Source organism: Cystobacter fuscus DSM 2262, assembly GCF_000335475.2.
GTDB classification, from domain to species: Bacteria; Myxococcota; Myxococcia; order Myxococcales; family Myxococcaceae; genus Cystobacter; species Cystobacter fuscus.
This window is the reverse complement of record NZ_ANAH02000023.1, coordinates 156,588-173,659: the sequence shown is the minus strand read 5'-3', so window position 1 is coordinate 173,659 and position 17,072 is coordinate 156,588. Positions and strand designations below refer to the sequence as shown.

12 protein-coding genes are annotated in these 17,072 nt (G+C 69.7%); all 12 read left to right on the top strand.

All coding sequences use genetic code 11. The annotated features are described in order from the left end of the window. Positions 1–143: 143 nt before the first annotated feature. The 12 genes from D187_RS32115 (at position 144) to D187_RS32060 (ending at position 17,062) form a co-directional block, all read left to right on the top strand. The gene (locus D187_RS32115) at positions 144–4,724 is read left to right on the top strand and encodes a myxosortase-dependent M36 family metallopeptidase (protein ID WP_002624652.1); all 4,581 of its coding nucleotides are present in this window, start codon (positions 144–146) and stop codon (positions 4,722–4,724) included. 100 nt (positions 4,725–4,824) lie between these two features. Continuing rightward, positions 4,825–5,589 (top strand): ABC transporter ATP-binding protein, encoded by a 765-nt coding sequence (locus tag D187_RS32110; protein WP_002624651.1) that lies wholly within the window; start codon positions 4,825–4,827, stop codon positions 5,587–5,589. Continuing rightward, a complete protein-coding gene (locus D187_RS32105; protein ID WP_002624650.1) occupies positions 5,586–6,389 on the top strand; it encodes an ABC transporter permease in 804 nt (267 codons plus the stop codon). The genes D187_RS32110 and D187_RS32105 overlap by 4 nt, the downstream gene beginning before the upstream one ends. 156 nt (positions 6,390–6,545) lie before the next feature. Beyond that, positions 6,546–7,970, top strand: coding sequence for a purple acid phosphatase family protein (locus tag D187_RS32100; RefSeq protein WP_002624649.1), 1,425 nt, complete (start codon positions 6,546–6,548; stop codon positions 7,968–7,970). Positions 7,971–8,121: 151 nt separating this feature from the next. Continuing rightward, positions 8,122–9,525: an RsmB/NOP family class I SAM-dependent RNA methyltransferase gene (locus D187_RS32095; RefSeq protein WP_002624648.1), complete on the top strand. Its 1,404-nt coding sequence runs from the start codon at positions 8,122–8,124 to the stop codon at positions 9,523–9,525. 33 nt (positions 9,526–9,558) lie between these two features. Next, positions 9,559–11,325, top strand: coding sequence for a M61 family metallopeptidase (locus D187_RS32090; protein ID WP_002624647.1), 1,767 nt, complete (start codon positions 9,559–9,561; stop codon positions 11,323–11,325). A 124-nt stretch (positions 11,326–11,449) separates the two neighbouring features. Further along, complete coding sequence (locus D187_RS32085) at positions 11,450–12,007, top strand: Uma2 family endonuclease (protein ID WP_002624646.1); 558 nt, start codon at positions 11,450–11,452, stop codon at positions 12,005–12,007. 107 nt (positions 12,008–12,114) lie between these two features. Next, positions 12,115–12,882: a DUF3142 domain-containing protein gene (locus D187_RS32080; RefSeq protein ID WP_043432396.1), complete on the top strand. Its 768-nt coding sequence runs from the start codon at positions 12,115–12,117 to the stop codon at positions 12,880–12,882. Further along, a complete protein-coding gene (locus tag D187_RS32075; RefSeq protein ID WP_002624644.1) occupies positions 12,879–15,140 on the top strand; it encodes a Rossmann-fold NAD(P)-binding domain-containing protein in 2,262 nt (753 codons plus the stop codon). Before D187_RS32080 ends, D187_RS32075 begins: the two co-directional genes overlap by 4 nt. A 237-nt stretch (positions 15,141–15,377) precedes the next feature. After that, a complete protein-coding gene (locus D187_RS32070) occupies positions 15,378–15,620 on the top strand; it encodes a hypothetical protein (RefSeq protein ID WP_043432394.1) in 243 nt (80 codons plus the stop codon). 107 nt (positions 15,621–15,727) lie between these two features. Beyond that, positions 15,728–15,961, top strand: a complete 234-nt coding sequence (locus tag D187_RS32065; RefSeq protein ID WP_002624642.1) for a hypothetical protein — start codon at positions 15,728–15,730, stop codon at positions 15,959–15,961. Positions 15,962–16,075: 114 nt separating this feature from the next. Further along, a complete protein-coding gene (locus D187_RS32060; protein ID WP_002624641.1) occupies positions 16,076–17,062 on the top strand; it encodes an MvdC/MvdD family ATP grasp protein in 987 nt (328 codons plus the stop codon). Positions 17,063–17,072 lie beyond the last annotated feature (10 nt).

Here is a 17,072-nt window from a genome sequence, read left to right as displayed (position 1 = left end):
GGGATTGGCTCTAAGCTTCAACCTGTCGACACTTTACCGCTGGGAGGAGAACCGTCGTCGCTTCGAGGTCTGGAGCGGGTGCCTCCCGGGGACGTGGTGGAACGGTGGCCACGGTGCGTCGCCTATGGGAAGGAGCCCCCGAAGTGACAAGGTTGGTTTTCAAGTGGTCGAGTCTGGCACTGGCGCTCGCGAGCACGGGCGCCACGGCGCGGGACCTGCCGAACTACGAAGTGCTGCAAGACGCCCCCCCCTCCTCGCTGCGAGCCGCGCCCTCACCGGGCACGAGCCCGCGGCTGGGAAAGACGCTGGGCGCACGTGTTACCCACCGGGACGAGCAGCGCGACCTGCCCACCTTCGTCTGGGCGAATGGAAGGAAGTCCGAGGCCCGGTCGCTGCGCACGCCACTGGCGGGCATGAAGCCCGATCAGGCCGCTGGCGAGCAGCTCGCGGAGTACCTGTCGCTGTACGGCCACAAGTCGCTCACCGAGGCCGGTGCGAGCGTGGCCTCCGTCAGCCGTGACGCGCGCGGCGTGTCGGTCGTCACCTTCGCCCAGAAGGTGGACGGCGTGGAGGTGTTCCGCCAGGGGCTCAAGGTCATCCTCGACGCGAACAACGAGGTCGTCGCCCTCAGCGGCAACCTGTCCCCGTACGCGTCCGCGACCACGTCCGCCGCCCGGGTCTCGAGCCTGCGCCACCAGTTGACGGCCCCCCAGGCCATCGCCCTGGCCTACCAGGATCTGACCGGCGCCTCCCTGGATGGCAGCCTGCTCACGCGGGCGAGCGTCCGCGCGGACGACAACGACGCCTACACCCACTACCAGCTCGCCCCCTACGCGCGTCCCCTGGCCGAGGGCCTCGTCATCCCCGCGCGCGCCAGGCGCGTCTTCTTCCCCATGGCCAAGGGGCTCGTGCCCGCCTACTACCTGGAGCTCAACACGGCCCCGGCGGAGAGCTCCGAGTCGGACTACTACGCCTACGTGGTGTCCGCCGCCGATGGTCGGCTGCTCATGCGCAACAACCTCACCGCGCACGCGGACTTCACCTACCGCGTCTGGGCGGAGACCACGCCGCCCTATCTCCCGCTGGATGGGCCCGCGGGCGGCGTCGCCACGCCCCACCCCACGGGCAAGCCTTTCACCTTCGCCCCGCCGGCGTTCGTGGCCCCCTCGCTCGTCACCCTCCAGAACGCGCCCTTCAGCAAGAACGATCCCTGGCTGGCGGACGGCGCCACGCAGACCCAGGGCAACAACGTGGACGCCTACGCGGACCTCGTCGCGCCGGACGGCTTCAGCCAGGGTGACCTGCGTGCCACGGTGACGGCTCCGGGCGTGTTCGACCGGACCATGGACCTGAGCATCCAGCCCTATGCCAACCCGGAGCAGATCCAGGCGGCCACCACGCAGCTGTTCTACGTGAACAACTGGCTGCACGACTGGTTCTACGACGTGGGCTTCGACGAGGCCTCGGGCAACGCGCAGAAGGACAACTTCGGCCGCGGTGGCCTGGGCGGTGACGCCATCCAAGCCCAGGCGCAGGACTACAGCGGGCGCAACAACGCGAACATGTCGACGCCGGCGGACGGTGCGTCCCCGCGCATGCAGATGTACATCTTCGACAACCTCGACACGCACCTGGAGACGAGCGTCTCCGGCGGCACCACGCGCAAGTACCCGGTGGGCACCGTCGCCGCCGGCCCGCTGGAGTACAACCTGAGCGCGGAGGTCGTGCTCACGGCCAGCGGCACTCCGTCCGACACCAAGGCCTGCGCTCCCCTGACCAACGCCGCCGAGGTGGCCGGGAAGATCGCCCTCGTCGACCGCAGCACCAGCACCTCCTGCACCATCCCCCAGCAGATCAAGAACGCGCAGAACGCCGGCGCCATCGGCGTCCTCTGGGTGAACACCGTGGACGTCGTCCAGTCGTCCGGCAGCAAGGACGCGAGCATCACCATTCCCACCCAGATCGTCACGCGCACCACGGGCCAGGAGATCAAGGCCGCGCTCCCCGGGCTCACCGCGCGGCTCTACAGCGTACGGTTCCTCGATCCGGACGGAACGATCGACAACGGCATCGTGGCGCACGAGTGGGGCCACTACATCAGCAACCGCCTCATCTGGAACGGGTCCGGCCTGACCAACAACCAGGGCAGGTCCATGGGCGAGGGCTGGGCGGACTTCACCGCCCTGCTGATGATGACGCGCCCGGAGGACATCAACGTCCCCTCCAACGCCAACTGGAACGGAGCCTATGCCGCGGCCGAGTACGCCACGCGCGGCGGCATGTCCGACGACAGCACCTTCTTCGGCATCCGGCGCGTGACCTACTCGGCGGACATGAGCAAGAACGCGCTCACCTTCAAGCACATCTCCAACGCGGAGACCCTGCCCACCTCGGCGCCCATCTCGCCCTTCTCCACCAACGCGGAGTACCACAACTCGGGTGAGATCTGGGCCACCCTGCTGTGGGACTGCTACGTGGCGCTGCTGCGCGCCCATCCCTTCCAGGAGGCCCAACAGCGCATGAAGCAGTACCTGGTCAACGGCTACAAGCTCACGCCCGCGATGCCCACCTTCCTCGAGGCGCGTGACGCGCTCATCGCGGCGGCCTACGCCTTGGATCCCGCGGATGGACAGCGCTTCTGGAGCGCCTTCGCCCGGCGTGGCGCGGGCGTGGGAGCCAAGGCGCCGGACCGCCTGTCCACCACCCACGTGGGCGTCGTGGAGAGCTACGACACGACCGCGGACGTCGCGGTCGTCTCCATCTCCGTGGATGCCCCCACCCAGGCGTGCGACGGGGACGCCATCCTCGACAACGGCGAGATGGGCCAGCTGCGCATCAAGGTGCGCAACCTGGGTCCCACCCGGACCGAGGGAACGACCGCCACCGTCACCTCGCCCACCTTCGGCGTGACGCTGGGCAACGGCGGCCAGGTCCAGGTGCCGGCCTTGGACGTGCAGCAGGAGGCGGAGGTGACCGTCCCGGTGTCGCTCCAGGGCGCGACGATGCGCCAGTGGCTGAACTTCGTCGTCACCACGCACCAGGGACAGCTCAAGCGGCCGGGCGACCGCACGGGCACCCTGACCGTGATGGCCAACTACGACGAGGAGCCCGAGTCCCAGCGGCTCGAGGACGTGCAGTCCAGCAACCCGCCCTGGACCTTCACGCATGATGACCGCCTGGACAACGTGGACTGGGAAGTCTTCCAGTACCCCACGGTCACCAACAACCTCTTCTACGCGGTGAACGAGGACGGGCCGAGCGACATGCGCCTCACCACCCCGCCTCTCCTGGTGAGCGCCACCGAGCCCTTCGTCCTCAAGTTCAAGCAGGCCTGGAGCTTCGAGTGGACCCCTGCCTCCAGCACCAACCCCAAGGACATCTACTACGACGGCGCCGTCATCGAACTGAGCGAGGATGATGGACAGACGTGGGTGGACGTCGGCCAGTCCCTGTACACCGCGACGCTCGAGAGCGCGGAGGACAACCTCAATCCGCTCGATGGCCGTAAAGCCATCTCCGGCAAGAGCCCGGGCTTCCCCGCCCTCATCCCCGCCACGCTGGATCTCGGCACGGCGTACGCGGGCAAGACGGTGCGGCTGCGCTTCCGCGTCGGCTCGGACATCAACACCGGGGCGGACGGCTGGCTGGTGGACGATCTGGAGTTCAGCGGCATCACCAACACCCCCTTCACCAAGGTGCTCGAGGATGACAATGTGTGCGTGAGCCCCCAGGCTCCCGTCATCTCGGCCGGCCCGGACCTGCAGGTGGGGGAGCGCGCGAAGCTGACGCTCCAGGGCAGCGCGAAGGACCCCAACGGCGGCTCGCTCACCTACACGTGGACGCAGGTGTCCGGCCCCACGGTGACGCTCACCGGCGCGAACACGCTCACGCCGTCCTTCGTCGCCCCCGAGGTGACCGCCAGCACCAACCTGGTGCTCCGGCTGTCCGTCACCAACAAGAGCAGCACGGTCACCGACACGGTGACGGTGACGGTGACGAACGTGAACCGCGCGCCCACCGTCAACGCGGGCCTGGCCGGCATCGTGGACGAGCGCTCCAGCTACACGCTCATGGGCTCGGCGAGCGACGAGGACGGTGACAAGCTCACCTACTACTGGGTGCAGCAGTCCGGCACGCCGGTGGCCCTGTCCAACGCCCTCACGCCCCAGGCCACCTTCACCGCGCCCGAAGTCACCCTCGACGAGACGCTCACCTTCCTGTTGCTGGTGAGCGACGGCCAGACGACGACCCGCGCCTCCGTGGACGTCACGGTGAAGAACGTCAACCGCGCCCCCACCGCCCACGCCGGTGACGCACTCACCGTCGAGGAGGGTGCCCAGGCGAAACTCAATGGCACCGCCAGCGCGGACCCCGACGGCGACACGCTGAGCTACACCTGGACCCAGGTGGAGGGCTCGCCCGTGACGCTCACCGGCGCGGACACCGCCACCCCGTCCTTCATCGCTCCGGACGTGGACGCCCAGACCACGCTGCGCTTCAGCCTCGTGGTCAAGGATGGCTCGCTCGACAGTGAGCCCGCCTTCGTCTCCGTCACCGTCACTCCCAAGCCGGTGACCAACCCCGAGCCCCAGCCCAACCCGGACCCCGAGCCCCAGCCTCAGCCCGAGCCGCCGAAGTGTGGCTGCTCCACCGGCGCCGAGGCCCCCCTGGGCCTGCTCGGCCTGGGGCTGCTCGCCCTGGCGCGCCGCCGCCGGGTGAACTGAGTCGTTCCGGCCCTCCCCTTCCCCTATCTCGGGAAGGGGAGGGTCGTGCGTTGAACATCCCCGCTATCCCCGGGGCACGTTCGGGCGTAGAGCAGACCGCGTGAAGACGTCCCCTCCTCCGCAGTCCGCTCCCCCCGCGAAGGTCCTGTCCGTCGTGGAGCTGCGCAAGCAATACGGAGCCACCGTCGCCGTCGATGGGCTCTCCTTCGACGTGGACCGCCATGAGATCGTCGGGCTGCTCGGCAGCAACGGCGCGGGCAAGACGACCACCATCAACATGGTGCTCGGACTGCTCGAGCCGAGCTCGGGCTCCATCCACATAGAAGGAGTGGATCTCGCGCGGCACCGCACCCGGGCGCTCGCGCACACGAACTTCGCCGCCATCTACGCGCCCCTGCCCGGCAACCTCACCGTCCAGCAGAACCTGCGCACCTTCGGCCTGCTCTATGGCGTGAAGCATCTGTCCGAGCGTATCGAGCAGCTCCTCACCCATTTGGAGCTCACGCGCTTCCGTGACGTGCGCTGCGGGGTGCTCTCCTCGGGAGAGCAGACGCGGGTGACGCTGGCCAAGGCCCTCATCAACCGCCCCGCCCTGCTGCTGCTCGACGAGCCGACCGCGTCGTTGGATCCCATGACGGCGCGAGACATCCGCGCCCGCATCCGGGACTTCGCCACCCAGGGCCAGGGCGGCGTGCTGTGGACGTCCCACAACATGTACGAGGTCGAGGAGGTGTGCGACCGGGTGCTCATCGTCTCGCGCGGGAGGATCGTCCTCCAGGGAGACCCCCGGGCCCTGCCCGCCCAGTATGGAAAGGCCACGCTCGAGGAGCTGTTCATCACCGTGGCGCGAGGGGAGCCGTCATGAATCCCTCCCGTGTCACCGCCATCGTGCTGCGCCAGTTCTACCTCTTGAGGGGCAGCCCCGCGCGCATCCTCCCGCTCTTCATCTGGGTGGCCATCGACGTCGTCCTGTGGGGCTTCATCACGCGCTACCTCAACACCGTCACCGCCTCCGGCCTGGACTTCGTCGCCTCGCTGCTGGGCACGGTGCTGCTCTGGAACTTCCTCACCCGCGCCATGCAGGGCGTGACGATGGCGTTCTTCGAGGACGTCTGGTCGCGCAACTTCCTCAACCTCTTCGCCACCCCGCTGTCGACGTCCGAGTACATCAGTGGCCTCGTGCTCTCGAGCATCGCGACGAGCAGCATCGGCCTGGTCGTCATGGTGGCCGTGGCGGGCGCGGCGTTCGGCCTGTCGCTGTTCACCTACGGCGTGCTGCTGCTGCCCTTCCTGCTCGTGCTCTTCCTGTACGGCATCGCGCTGGGCGTCTTCGGCAGCGCCGTGGTGCTGCGGCTCGGGCCCGCCGCCGAGTGGCTCATCTGGCCCATCCCCGCCATGGTGTCGCCCTTCGCGTGCGTCTTCTACCCCCGCGCCACGCTGCCGGAGTGGATGCAGTTCCTCTCGCTGCTCTTCCCGCCCTCCTACGTCTTCGAGGGCATGCGGGCGATCGCCACCGGCGGCCCCTTCTCCGGCACGGCGCTGCTGGTCGGCGTGGGGCTCGCGCTGCTCTGCCTTCTGCTCGCCTGTGTCTTCTTCCTCCTCATCTACCAGGAGGCGCTGCGCTCGGGCCGCATCGCCCGCTACAGCGCCGAGAGCGTGAGCTGAGCCACCAACAGGGAAGCAGGGCGGGCGTCCCACCGAGCGCTCCCCAGTGGGCCCCCCAGCGGGCGGGCGCTGGGGGGGTGAGGGGCTTGCTCCTGGATGGATGTGTGACGGTGAACGGTTCACCTCCGAGTCCGGATGGCCCGGACAGGAGGCCTCATGCACCGACTGTACTCCCTCGCGCTCGGCGCGATGACCGTGGCACTCACCCTCACCGCGAGCGGTGCGAGCGCCGCGAAACTGACGCGCGAGCCCTACCTGCAGCGGGTGGGACCGGACACCGCCACGGTGGCCTTCCGGCTGGACACGGCGTGTGCCCCCACGGTGCGCTATGGCACGCACGGGAGCACGGACCAGACCGTCACCGCGCCCACCGCCCAGACGCGGCAGGCCTTGGAGCTGAGCGGCCTGGAGCCCGGCACCGAGTACACCTATGTCGTGGACGCCTGCGGCTCGCGCACCAGCCCGGTGACGTTCTCCACCGCGCCCGTGCCCGGCACCCGCAGCGTGCACTTCACCACCGTGGGTGACTTCGGCTCGAACAACCAGGATCAGCGCGACGTGTCCCGGGCCATGCTCGGCCGCAAGCCGCAGCTCTTCCTGGCGCTCGGGGACAACGCCTACGAGATGGGCACCGAGGCCGAGTTCCAGCACAACCTCTTCGAGCCCATGGCCCCCCTGCTCGCGCAGGTGCCCTTCTTCGCCGTCCCGGGCAACCACGAGTACGAGACCAACCAGGGCCAGCCCTACTTCGACAACCTCTACCTGCCCACCAGTCAGCGCGGCGGCGAGTACTACTACTCCTTCGACTGGGGCTTCGTGCACTTCGTGGCGATCGACTCCAACTGCGCCATCGGCCTGTCCTCGGCCGACCGCTGCACCTTCGAGGCGCAGCAGCAGTGGGTGGAGGAGGATCTGGCCGCCAGCACCGCCCCCTGGAAGATCGTCTTCTTCCACCACCCGCCCTGGAGCAGCGGGGATCACGGCTCGCAGTTGAAGATGCGCCGGGAGTTCTCCCCCCTCTTCGAGAAGTACGGGGTGGACCTGGTGCTCACCGGGCATGATCACAACTACGAGCGCACCCACCCCATGCGCGGCAACGAGGTGGCCCCCTCGGGCGCCACGGACCCCGTCTACCTGGTGGTGGGCAGCGGCGGCGCGAAGCTGCGTGAGCTCAGCATCGCGAGCAAGCCGTCCTGGTCCGTGCTGCGCAACAACTCGGACCACGGCTACCTGGACGTGCGGGTCGAGGGCGGGACACTCACCGCCCAGATGCTCACCCCCTCGGGCAAGGTGATGGACAGCTTCACCCTCACCAAGGACCTCCCGCCCGAGCCCACGCCGCCCGCCCCGGGACCCCAGCCCACCCCGGGCACACCGTCCACCCCGGGCACGACGCCCTCGCCGGGCCAGCCGCCCATCGGGGGAAGCACCCAGTCCCCCCCGGGGGTGGTGCCGGACCTGGGAGACCCGAACGACCCGGCCGACACCGTCCCGGGCTGCTCGGCCACCCCGGCGATGACGCTGCTGCCCGCCGGGATGTGGGTGCTCGCCAGCGCCCTGCACCGCCGCCGGCGGCGCTGACCGGGAAGGCGGGGCGGCCCCCCTCGGCGCCCGGGAAGCCCCCCGGAAAGCCTCCGCCCCTGTCTCCGCCCTTGTCATCGAGCGCCCGGGATGCGATGCGCCTGCGTGCCGACAGCGCGGGCCCGCCCACCCCGGGCCTCCGGAGCCTTTCATGAAGAAGAACCCCCGCCCGTCCCCCCGGGCCTCCCAGTCCCGCCGTGAGCCGTCCGCCACCTCCGAGGGCGTTCGCGGGATCCGCCCCGTGCGCGAGGATCTCGTCCTCCAGGCGTGCCTGGAAGCCTATGGCTTCACCCGCCACGAGGGCCGCATGGCGGACCGGGCCCTGGACTACACCCTGCGCCACAAGAAGAACCTCTACTCCAACGAGCGCCGCGCCGTGGCCGAGCGGGTGTACGCCCTGCTTCGCCGCCAGCGCACCGTGGACTTCCTCCTCGAGCAGGCCTACCCGGGCTTCGCCCGCCTGGACCGCACGCGGCAGGACGTGCTGCGCCTGGCCGCCTCGCGCGTGCTGCATGGCGAGTCCCTCGAAGAGGTGGAGCGCTCGGCGGTGCAGTCCGGCCTGGGCGCGGGCGCGCTGTCCGGACTCGCGAAGGCCGCCCGGACCCTGGAGGCACTGCCCCCCGACAAGCGCTTCCCCATCGCCGCCTCGCTGCCGGACTTCCTCGCGGCGCGCTTCCGCGAGGCGTTCGGCCCGGACGCCGAGCGCGCCGCCGAGGCGATGAACGAGCGCGCGCCGCTCACCGCTCGCGTCAACGGCCTGAAGGGGGACCGCGAGCGGGTGCGCGAGCTGCTCGGCAAGGAGGGCGTGAGCACCCAGCCCACCCCGCTGTCACCGCTCGGGCTCATCCTCGACACGCGCACCAATGCCTTCTCGCTCGAGACGTTCCGCGATGGGGCCTTCGAGCTGCAGGACGAGGGCAGCCAGTTGCTGGGCATGCTCGTGGACGCGCCGCCCACCAAGGTGGTGGACGCGTGCGCGGGCGCGGGCGGCAAGACGCTGCAGCTCGCCGTGCAGATGAAGAACCGGGGCGACCTGTACGCGTTGGACGTCGAGGAGGGGCGCATGGAGGACCTGCGCAAGCGCACGCGCCGGGCGGGCGTGCACAACGTGCGCACCCAGCTCATCCCCGTGGACGGCCCCGAGGTGGACACGGCGCTCGCGCCCCTGATGGGCAAGGCGGACCGGGTGCTGGTGGACGCGCCGTGCAGCGGCACGGGCACCCTGCGCCGCAAGCCGGACGCGCGCTACCGCCTCACCCCCGAGATGCTGGCCGAGCACGTGGCGCGGCAGAAGCGGCTGCTCGAGCGCTTCTCCCAGCTGGTGAAGCCCGGCGGACGGCTCATCTACGGCACGTGCAGCGTGCTGCCCGAGGAGAACGAGGCCGTGGTGGAGGACTTCCTCTCACGGCACCCGGACTACACGGTGCGTCCGGTGGCCGAGGAACTGGGAGCGGAGCTGGGGGCCAAGGTGAGCAGGGGCCCCTACCTGCGGCTCGCCCCGCACCTGCACGGCACGGATGGATTCTTCGGGGCCATCCTCGTGCGCGCGAAGTAACCTCTTCCGGGCGCAGTCCCTGGAGAGAACGGAATGCCGGAAGCGGTCCACTATCGCGTCTCGATGCTCCGCCCGCACTCGCACCTCTTCGAGGTGGAGGCCACCTTCCCCGCGGCGCCGGAGTCGCTCGCCGCGGTACTGCCGGTGTGGACGCCCGGCAGCTACCTGGTGCGGGAGTTCTCGCGCCAGCTCCAGGACGTGAGCGCCACGGGCCCCGGGGGCGAGCCGCTCGCGGTGCGGCGCATGGACAAGCGCACCTGGCGCGTGGAGTCGGGGGGCCGGGCGGTGACGCTGCGCTACCGCGTCTACGCCCACGAGCTGACGGTGCGCACCAGCCACCTGGACGGCAGCCACGGCTACTTCAACGGGGCCTCGCTCTTCCTCTACACCGAGGCCACGCGCGGCCTGGAGCACCACGTCACCGTGGAGGCCCCCGAGGGCTGGCGGGCCTTCACCGCGCTGGAGCGCCGGGGCGACGTCTTCGTCGCGAGCGACTACGACGAGCTGGTGGACAGCCCCTTCGAGGTGGGGCCCCACACGCCGCTCACCTTCACCGCCGCGGGCGTGCCGCACGAGGTGGTGGTGTGGGGGGACGTGGTGCCGGATGCCTCGCGCATGTGCTCGGATCTCCAGCGCGTGTGCGAGGCCCAGGCGCGGCTGTACGGCGGGCTGCCCCACCGGCGCTACCTGTTCCTCGTCTACCTCACCGACAAGGGGCGGGGGGGCCTGGAGCACGGCGCGTCCACGGCGCTGCTCTTTCCGCGCGTGGGCCTGCAGAGCGCGCGGGGGTGGGAGGACTTCCTCACGCTCGCGGCGCACGAGTACTTCCACCTGTGGAACGTCAAGCGGGTGAAGCCCCGGGCGCTCGTGCCCTTCGACTACTCGCAGGAGAACTACACCTCGCTCTTGTGGGCCTTCGAGGGCGTCACCTCGTACTACGACAACCTCTTCGTGCTGCGCGCGGGGCTGATGAGCGCGAGCCGCTACCTCACGCGCCTGGGCGAGACGCTCTCGGCGCTCCAGTCCACGCCGGGCCGCAAGGTGCAGACCCTGGCCGAGTCCTCGCTCGTGTGCTGGGTGAAGCACTACCGCCCGGACGAGCACTCCCCCAACAGCGCCATCTCCTACTACCTCAAGGGCGAGGTGGTGGCGGTGTTGTTGGATCTGGAGCTGCGCCGCCTCACGGGCAACGCGCGGGGCCTGGATGATCTGATGCGGCTGTTGTGGAAGCGCTACGGAGACGGCTCCGGCGTGCCGGAGGACGGCGTGGAGGCGGCGGCCGCGGAGGTGGCGGGGCAGGAGCTGTCGGCCTTCTTCGACCGGGCGCTGCGCAGCACCGAGGAGCTGGACTTGTCGCCCTTCGCCCACGTGGGCCTGGAGGTGAGGCTGCGCCCGCGCGAGTCCACCAACGACCGGGGCGGCACCCCACCGCCGCGCACCAAGGGAGAGGGCCGGCCCAAGGGGTGGCTGGGAGTGGTGCCCAAGGGAGGCGCCACCTTCTCCGCGGTGCTGGAGGGCTCGCCCGCGCAGGAGGCGGGGCTGTACGTGGACGACGAGCTGGTGGCGCTCGACGGCTGGCGCGTGGACACGGGCGCGCTGCTCACGCGCTGCGAGGACAAGTCCCCCGGGGACACGGTGCGCGTCACGGTGTTCCGCCGGGACAAGCTGGTGGAGGTGCCCGTGGTGCTCGGCCAGAAGCCCGCGGATGCCGTGTGGCTCGCGCGCATGGACAAGCCCACGGACGCGCAGAAGGCCGCCTACCAGGCGTGGCTCGGCACGCTGTGGGAGGAGCCGGGGTAACGGGCCACGTTCACGGGCCTCCAGCGGGTGACTTGGAGTGTTGGGTTCGGATTGCTCACCCATGAGGTCATCCTTATGATGACTTCATGGGTCATGACTCAAGCAACGGCCATGGGTGGCCGCCATGAGCGGGTCGAAGCGCGGGGCCACCTTCGCGGACCTGGAGGCCGTCCCTCCCAACCGTGTGGGGGAGATCGTCGACGGAGAGTTGTACGAGAGCCCCCGCTCAGCCCCGCTCCAAGCAAGAGCGGCCACCCGGCTCGGGATGCTGTTGGGAAGGCCCTTCGACCTGGGCGAGGAAGGCCCCGGAGGCTGGGTCATCATCCTCAAGCCCGAACTGCACCTGGGGAACGATGCCCTGGTGCCGGACCTCGCGGGTTGGCGCCGGGAGCGCATGCCGGAGATGCCCCACACGGCGGCCTTCACCCTGGCCCCCGACTGGGTCTGCGAGGTGCTCTCGCCCTCCACGGCGGTGCTGGACCGGGAGAAGAAGATGAAGGCCTATGGCCGCGAGGGCGTGAGCCATCTGTGGCTGCTGGATCCCCTCCAATGTTCCCTGGAGGTCTACCGGCTGGAGCATCGGCGCTGGAGCCCACGAGGACTCTGGAGCGGAGGCGCCACCGTGCACGCCGAGCCCTTCACGGTGCTCCCGTTGAAGCTCGCCACGCTCTGGGAGCGGTAACTCGGACGTCGCCCGGTCTGGAACTTGCTATCCGTGGTGCCGCCACGGCGAGAACCCCCTCCCCTCCCCGAGACCGTGGTCGCGGGGACACGGATGGCAGGGCGGGCATGACACGGCGGACACGGCACGAGGGCAGGCAGCCACGGTGGGGACAATGGCCGGTGCTCGTGAGTCTGCTCGGCGCGCTCGCCACTCCGGTGGCCTCCGCTGAAGGCCCCCGCGTCATCCTCTGGGCCTGGGAGCGTCCGGAGGACCTCCGCTTCCTCAACCCCCCACAGGCCGAGGTCTCCTTCCTCGCGGCGACGGTGGATCTCACGGAAGAAGGGTTCTCCGTCCGCCCTCGCCGCCAGCCGCTCTACCTGCCCCCGGGCCTGCGCCCCCGGGCCACGGTGCGCATCGAGATGCGCCAGGGCGGCTCACTCGCCCACGTGGCACCGGAGCTCCGTCAGCGGCTCATCGAGCGGCTCATCACCATCGCCCAGACGGCGAGGGCGGCGGCGCTGCAGCTCGACTTCGACGCGCGCGAGTCCGAGACCGAGGCCTACCTCACCCTGCTCGGGGAGTTGCGCGGCCGGCTCCCCCCGGGACTGCCGTTGTCCATCACCGCCCTCGCCTCCTGGTGCGGCCCCGGAAGCTGGCTCGCCCGCGCGCCCGTGGACGAGGTGGTGCCCCAACTCTTCCGCATGGGCCCCGACGACGTCCGGCATTACGCGCGGGCACGGCGCGGCTTCGCGCCTCCCTGCGCGCACAGCGTGGGGCTGGCGCTCGACGAGTGGCGGGCGCCTCCCGCGAGCGCCTCCACCGTCTACCTCTTCAACCCGCGACCGTGGACCGCCGCCGCGTTCACGGAGGCCCACTCGAAACTCCACCCATGAAGACCTTCCTTCCCCTCCTGCTCGGGGTCGCGCTGTTCATCACGCCCGGTCGCGCGGACGCCTGTGGCCCCTGGTACACCGATCCCCTCTTCGTCCACTCCACCCACCCCGACCGGCCCTTCTCCACCTATGCGGAGGGACGCCTCGGCATCCTCCAGCCGACGTACCGCGCCATGTACCTGGTCTACGCGTACCGGACGATGATCGGCGTGCCCACCACCCCACGAGAGCAACAGGCCCTGCTGGAGGGCTGGTCCCGCGAACAGGGTGACAGGGAGGCCTGGAGAGAGGCCGAGAACCCCGAGAGCCCGGCGCTGCGGGCGTGGCGACAGGCCCGCGCGGAGCTTCCCCAGCAGGTGCCCTCGACACCGGATGTCCAGGTGGAGGAAGAGCGGAACTACGCCTCGTACGTGCGCATCAACGAGGATGCCTTGCGGCACGCCGCGGGGACGGCCCGGACCCTCGCGCGGCTGTGGAAGAAGCGCCCGGCGCTGCTGGGCGAGTGGCTCCGCGTCCAGGACGTCGTCTTCGGCGCCTGCGCCTCCCTGCCAGCCAGGGAGGAAGCACTGGACGAGGGACTGACTCCAGCGGAGCGCTCCCGCCGGGCCGCCGAGCGCGCGTACCAGGAAGCCGCGCGCCTGTTCTACTGCGGGGACTTTCCCACCGCCTCCCTGTCCTTCCAGGCCATCGCCGCCTCGCCGGACTCTCCCCACCGGGACATGGGCCTCTACCTCGCCGCCCGCGCCCTCGTGCGCCAGGCCATGCTCGCGAGGAAGGACAGTGGAGACAGCCCCCAGCCCGCGCTCGAGCCCTCCGTCCAGGCGCCGCTCCTCGAGGCGGAGAAGCTGCTCGGCACGGTGCTGGCCCATCCCAAGCTGCGCGGGACCCACGCGCCCGCGCGCCGGCTGCTCGGCTTCATCCGCTTCCGGCTCGCTCCCGAGCAGCGGCGGTGCGAGCTGTACTCGCGCGTCCTGGAGAAGGGCACGGGCACGGCGCTCGAGGCGGAGTTGATCGACTTCACGTTTCTCTTCTCGCGCGAGAAGACCTGCCCGGGGCTCAAGGGTGACGCCGCCGACCTGGAGGCGTGGCTGCGGACGACCTGGGAGGAATACGGGTACGCCCCTGCGGAGAAGGGCCCGGACAAGAACGACTACGAGGCCGCGCTCGCGCGGTGGAGGAAGACGTCGCGCCTGCCCTGGCTCGTCACCGCGTTGATGAAGGCCCGGCCCGGCGCCCCCGGACTGGTGGAACTCCTGGAGGACGCGGGCAAGGTGCCCGCCAGTTCGCCCGCGGGCGTGACGGTGGCCTACTACTCCGGACACCTGCTGCGGGAGCTGGGCCGCGCGGACGAGGCACGCCAGCGGCTCGCCCAGGTGACGCCGGAGATGACGGCGGACCAGGTGACCGTGGACAACCTCCTGCGGCGGGAGCGGCTGATGCTCGCGACGAGCTGGGACGAGGCCTTCCGCAACGTGGCCCGGCGGACGGCGGGCCTGAGTGGCTATGACATCGGATACAGCGACGCCACCCCCGAGCCTCCCGACAAGCGGCCGATCTACTTCGACACCGACGCCCACTCCGTGCTGGGCCCGGTGCTCACCGCGCGGCGAATGCTGGAGCTGGCACGAGGCGACGCGCTGCCCCCGGGCCTGCGGCGGCAGGTGGGGTGGGCGGCATTCATCAAGGCCACGGTGGTGGGCGACGACGAGACATTGCAGGCGTCCGCCCGGGCCCTGGCGGAGACGGAGCCCACCGCCCGGGAGGAGTTGCTGCGCATCGTGGGCCGGCCCACGCCCGAGGACCGGCGCTTCGACGCCCAGGTGCTCGTGATGGGCCTGCCCGTGCTGTCGCCCTTCCTCGAGCCGGGCGATGATCGCGACTGGTCGACGGACCCGAAACTCAACCTGACGGAGGACGTGTCCTACGAGCGCAACTGGTGGTGCGCGCCGGTGATGCCGAAGGAGGCGTCCTCCCCGCTCGCCTTCGTCCCCGAGGAGGAGCGCCAGGCAGCGCTCGCCGAGTGGAAGCAACTGGTGGAGGCCGGCCACTCGGTGAGCTGGTTCGGCCGGGTGGCCGTGGAGTGGGCCCGGGCGCATCCGGAGGATCCACGCTCGCCCGTGGCGCTCTACCGCGTGGTCCGCGCGAGCAAGCGGGGTTGCGAGGGGCAGAACACGAAGGAGGCCAAGGCCGCCTTCCGCCTCCTGCACCAGCGCTATGGGAAGACGGACTGGGCCAAACGCGCCCCCTATGTGTATTGACCCACCGCCATGTCCTGCTCGCTCACCCAGACGGTCGCGCCGAAGGACCGGGGTCGTGGCGTTGCATGAACCGACCTGAGCGGGAAGGGCGCCCGCTCATCCGTCGCTCTCCGCTCTTCCCCGCGATTCCAGGAGTACGGAGAAAATGCACAAACAGGCTTGCTCCATTCTTTTTATTGGCGTACCATAATGTCGCCTTATGAACAGAGCAGCTGAGTGAAGTCCCCCGGAGGATTCATGCAGACTGAGATCAGCACCACCCCCGCCGTGTCCCCTGCCCTCTTCTTCAAGCGCTTCGAGGAGCCCATGCGCCAGAACATCGGCTCCTACGAGTACTCTCCGGAAGTCGACGGCCTCGTCTTCCGTCTCACCGCGATCCAGGATGAGGTCGAGCAGCCGGGCGACGGCGGCAGCGGCAGCGCCAGCGGCACCTACGGCAGTGGCGGCAAGTGGGATGCCGACGCCGACGCGGACTTCTAGTCACCGACGAATCGCCTGACGAGGAGACCAGCCGATCGTGTTCGCGCCGTTCCGGCGAGCACGTGGGCTGGTCGACTCTTGACATGATTCTCCTCCAAGGAGCGGCCATGCGAACTGATGCCAGCACCACGAGCGCCGCGGTCCCAGCCCTGTTCTTCAAACGCTTCGAGGAGTGCATGAAGGCAAGCCAGGTGGCGGCGGAGTACGCGCCAGAAGTCGACGGCTTCGTCCTGCAACACAGCGCCTCCTCCGCCGATGAGATCGAACCACCGATCGGGGGCACCAGCACGGCGGATTACATCAACGGCAAGTTGTACCTCGACGCCGACTTCGTTCCCTAGCCGCCAGGCGGTTCACCCCCAGTGGCCGGCCCGTCGCGAGACGTGGGGCCCCACGGTATGCGCCGGGTGGACCGAGCCCGGTGAACGCACAGATCAGCAGTTGAACCCCACCCTATGATTCTCATCACCACGAATGCCTGGGAGCCCACGGCCGACCGGGTCATCCGGCGACTCAGCAAGATGGGGCAGCCCTGGGCCCGCTTCAACACGAACGACTATCCCCGGAAGGCACGGGTCGCGCTGGGCTCGGATCGAACGACCGCGTTCTTCGTGAATGGCTCGGGCAAGCGGATTGACTTGTCCAGCGTGCGCTCGGCGTGGTTGTGGAAGTACGGGGAGTATGATCTGCCCGAGGGCATCTCCGCGCCGGAGTCGAAGTTCATCCATCATCAGTGCCAGACGGTGATGCACAGCGCCTATCGCGTCCTGCAGGAGCGCGCGTTCATGGTCAACGTGAACGACCGCAACCATGCCGCGAATGACAAGCCTCGCCAGCTCGCGCTCGCGCCACGGTTCGGCCTCCAGGTGCCGCCCACGCTGGTCACCAATTCTCCCGAGGACGCCAAGGCCTTCTGCGCGCGGCATGCCAAGGTCGCCTACAAGGCCATCGGCCTGCCGGTGTTGTTCGAGAAGCACGGTGATGCCGCGACACCTCCGCGGATGATCTACACCAACATCCTGAGCGAGAAGGACATCGCCGAGCTCGACCAGCTCCAGTTCTGTCCGGCCATCCTCCAGGCCTATGTGCCCAAGAAGTTCGAGGTGCGCATCACCATCGTCGGCAACGAGGTCTTCGCGGCGGAGCTCCATTCACAGCACCACGAAGCGACGTCCACCGACTACCGGCGAACGTGGAACGAAGCCGTGAAGATCTCTCACCGCGTCCACGCGCTGCCCCCCAAGGTCGCCGAGGCCTGCCTGGCGATGACGCGGGAGTTCGGGCTGGCCTACTCGGCCATCGACATGATCTTCACGCCCGAGGGCGAGTATGTCTTCCTGGAGATGAACCCCACCGGAATGTACGCCTGGATCGAGGATGCCACGGAGCTGCCCATCTCCGATGCCCTCGCCGCCATGCTGGTGCGCGGCGGGATGGGCTGACAGGCTGGGC

Coding starts and splice junctions, on each gene's coding strand:
- D187_RS32105 (WP_002624650.1), top strand. CDS start 5,586: ATGAATCCCTCCCGTGTCACCGCCATCGTGCTGCGCCAGTTCTACCTC.
- D187_RS32090 (WP_002624647.1), top strand. CDS start 9,559: ATGCCGGAAGCGGTCCACTATCGCGTCTCGATGCTCCGCCCGCACTCG.
- D187_RS32065 (WP_002624642.1), top strand. CDS start 15,728: ATGCGAACTGATGCCAGCACCACGAGCGCCGCGGTCCCAGCCCTGTTC.
- D187_RS32080 (WP_043432396.1), top strand. CDS start 12,115: ATGACACGGCGGACACGGCACGAGGGCAGGCAGCCACGGTGGGGACAA.
- D187_RS32060 (WP_002624641.1), top strand. CDS start 16,076: ATGATTCTCATCACCACGAATGCCTGGGAGCCCACGGCCGACCGGGTC.
- D187_RS32070 (WP_043432394.1), top strand. CDS start 15,378: ATGCAGACTGAGATCAGCACCACCCCCGCCGTGTCCCCTGCCCTCTTC.
- D187_RS32085 (WP_002624646.1), top strand. CDS start 11,450: ATGAGCGGGTCGAAGCGCGGGGCCACCTTCGCGGACCTGGAGGCCGTC.
- D187_RS32075 (WP_002624644.1), top strand. CDS start 12,879: ATGAAGACCTTCCTTCCCCTCCTGCTCGGGGTCGCGCTGTTCATCACG.
- D187_RS32100 (WP_002624649.1), top strand. CDS start 6,546: ATGCACCGACTGTACTCCCTCGCGCTCGGCGCGATGACCGTGGCACTC.
- D187_RS32095 (WP_002624648.1), top strand. CDS start 8,122: ATGAAGAAGAACCCCCGCCCGTCCCCCCGGGCCTCCCAGTCCCGCCGT.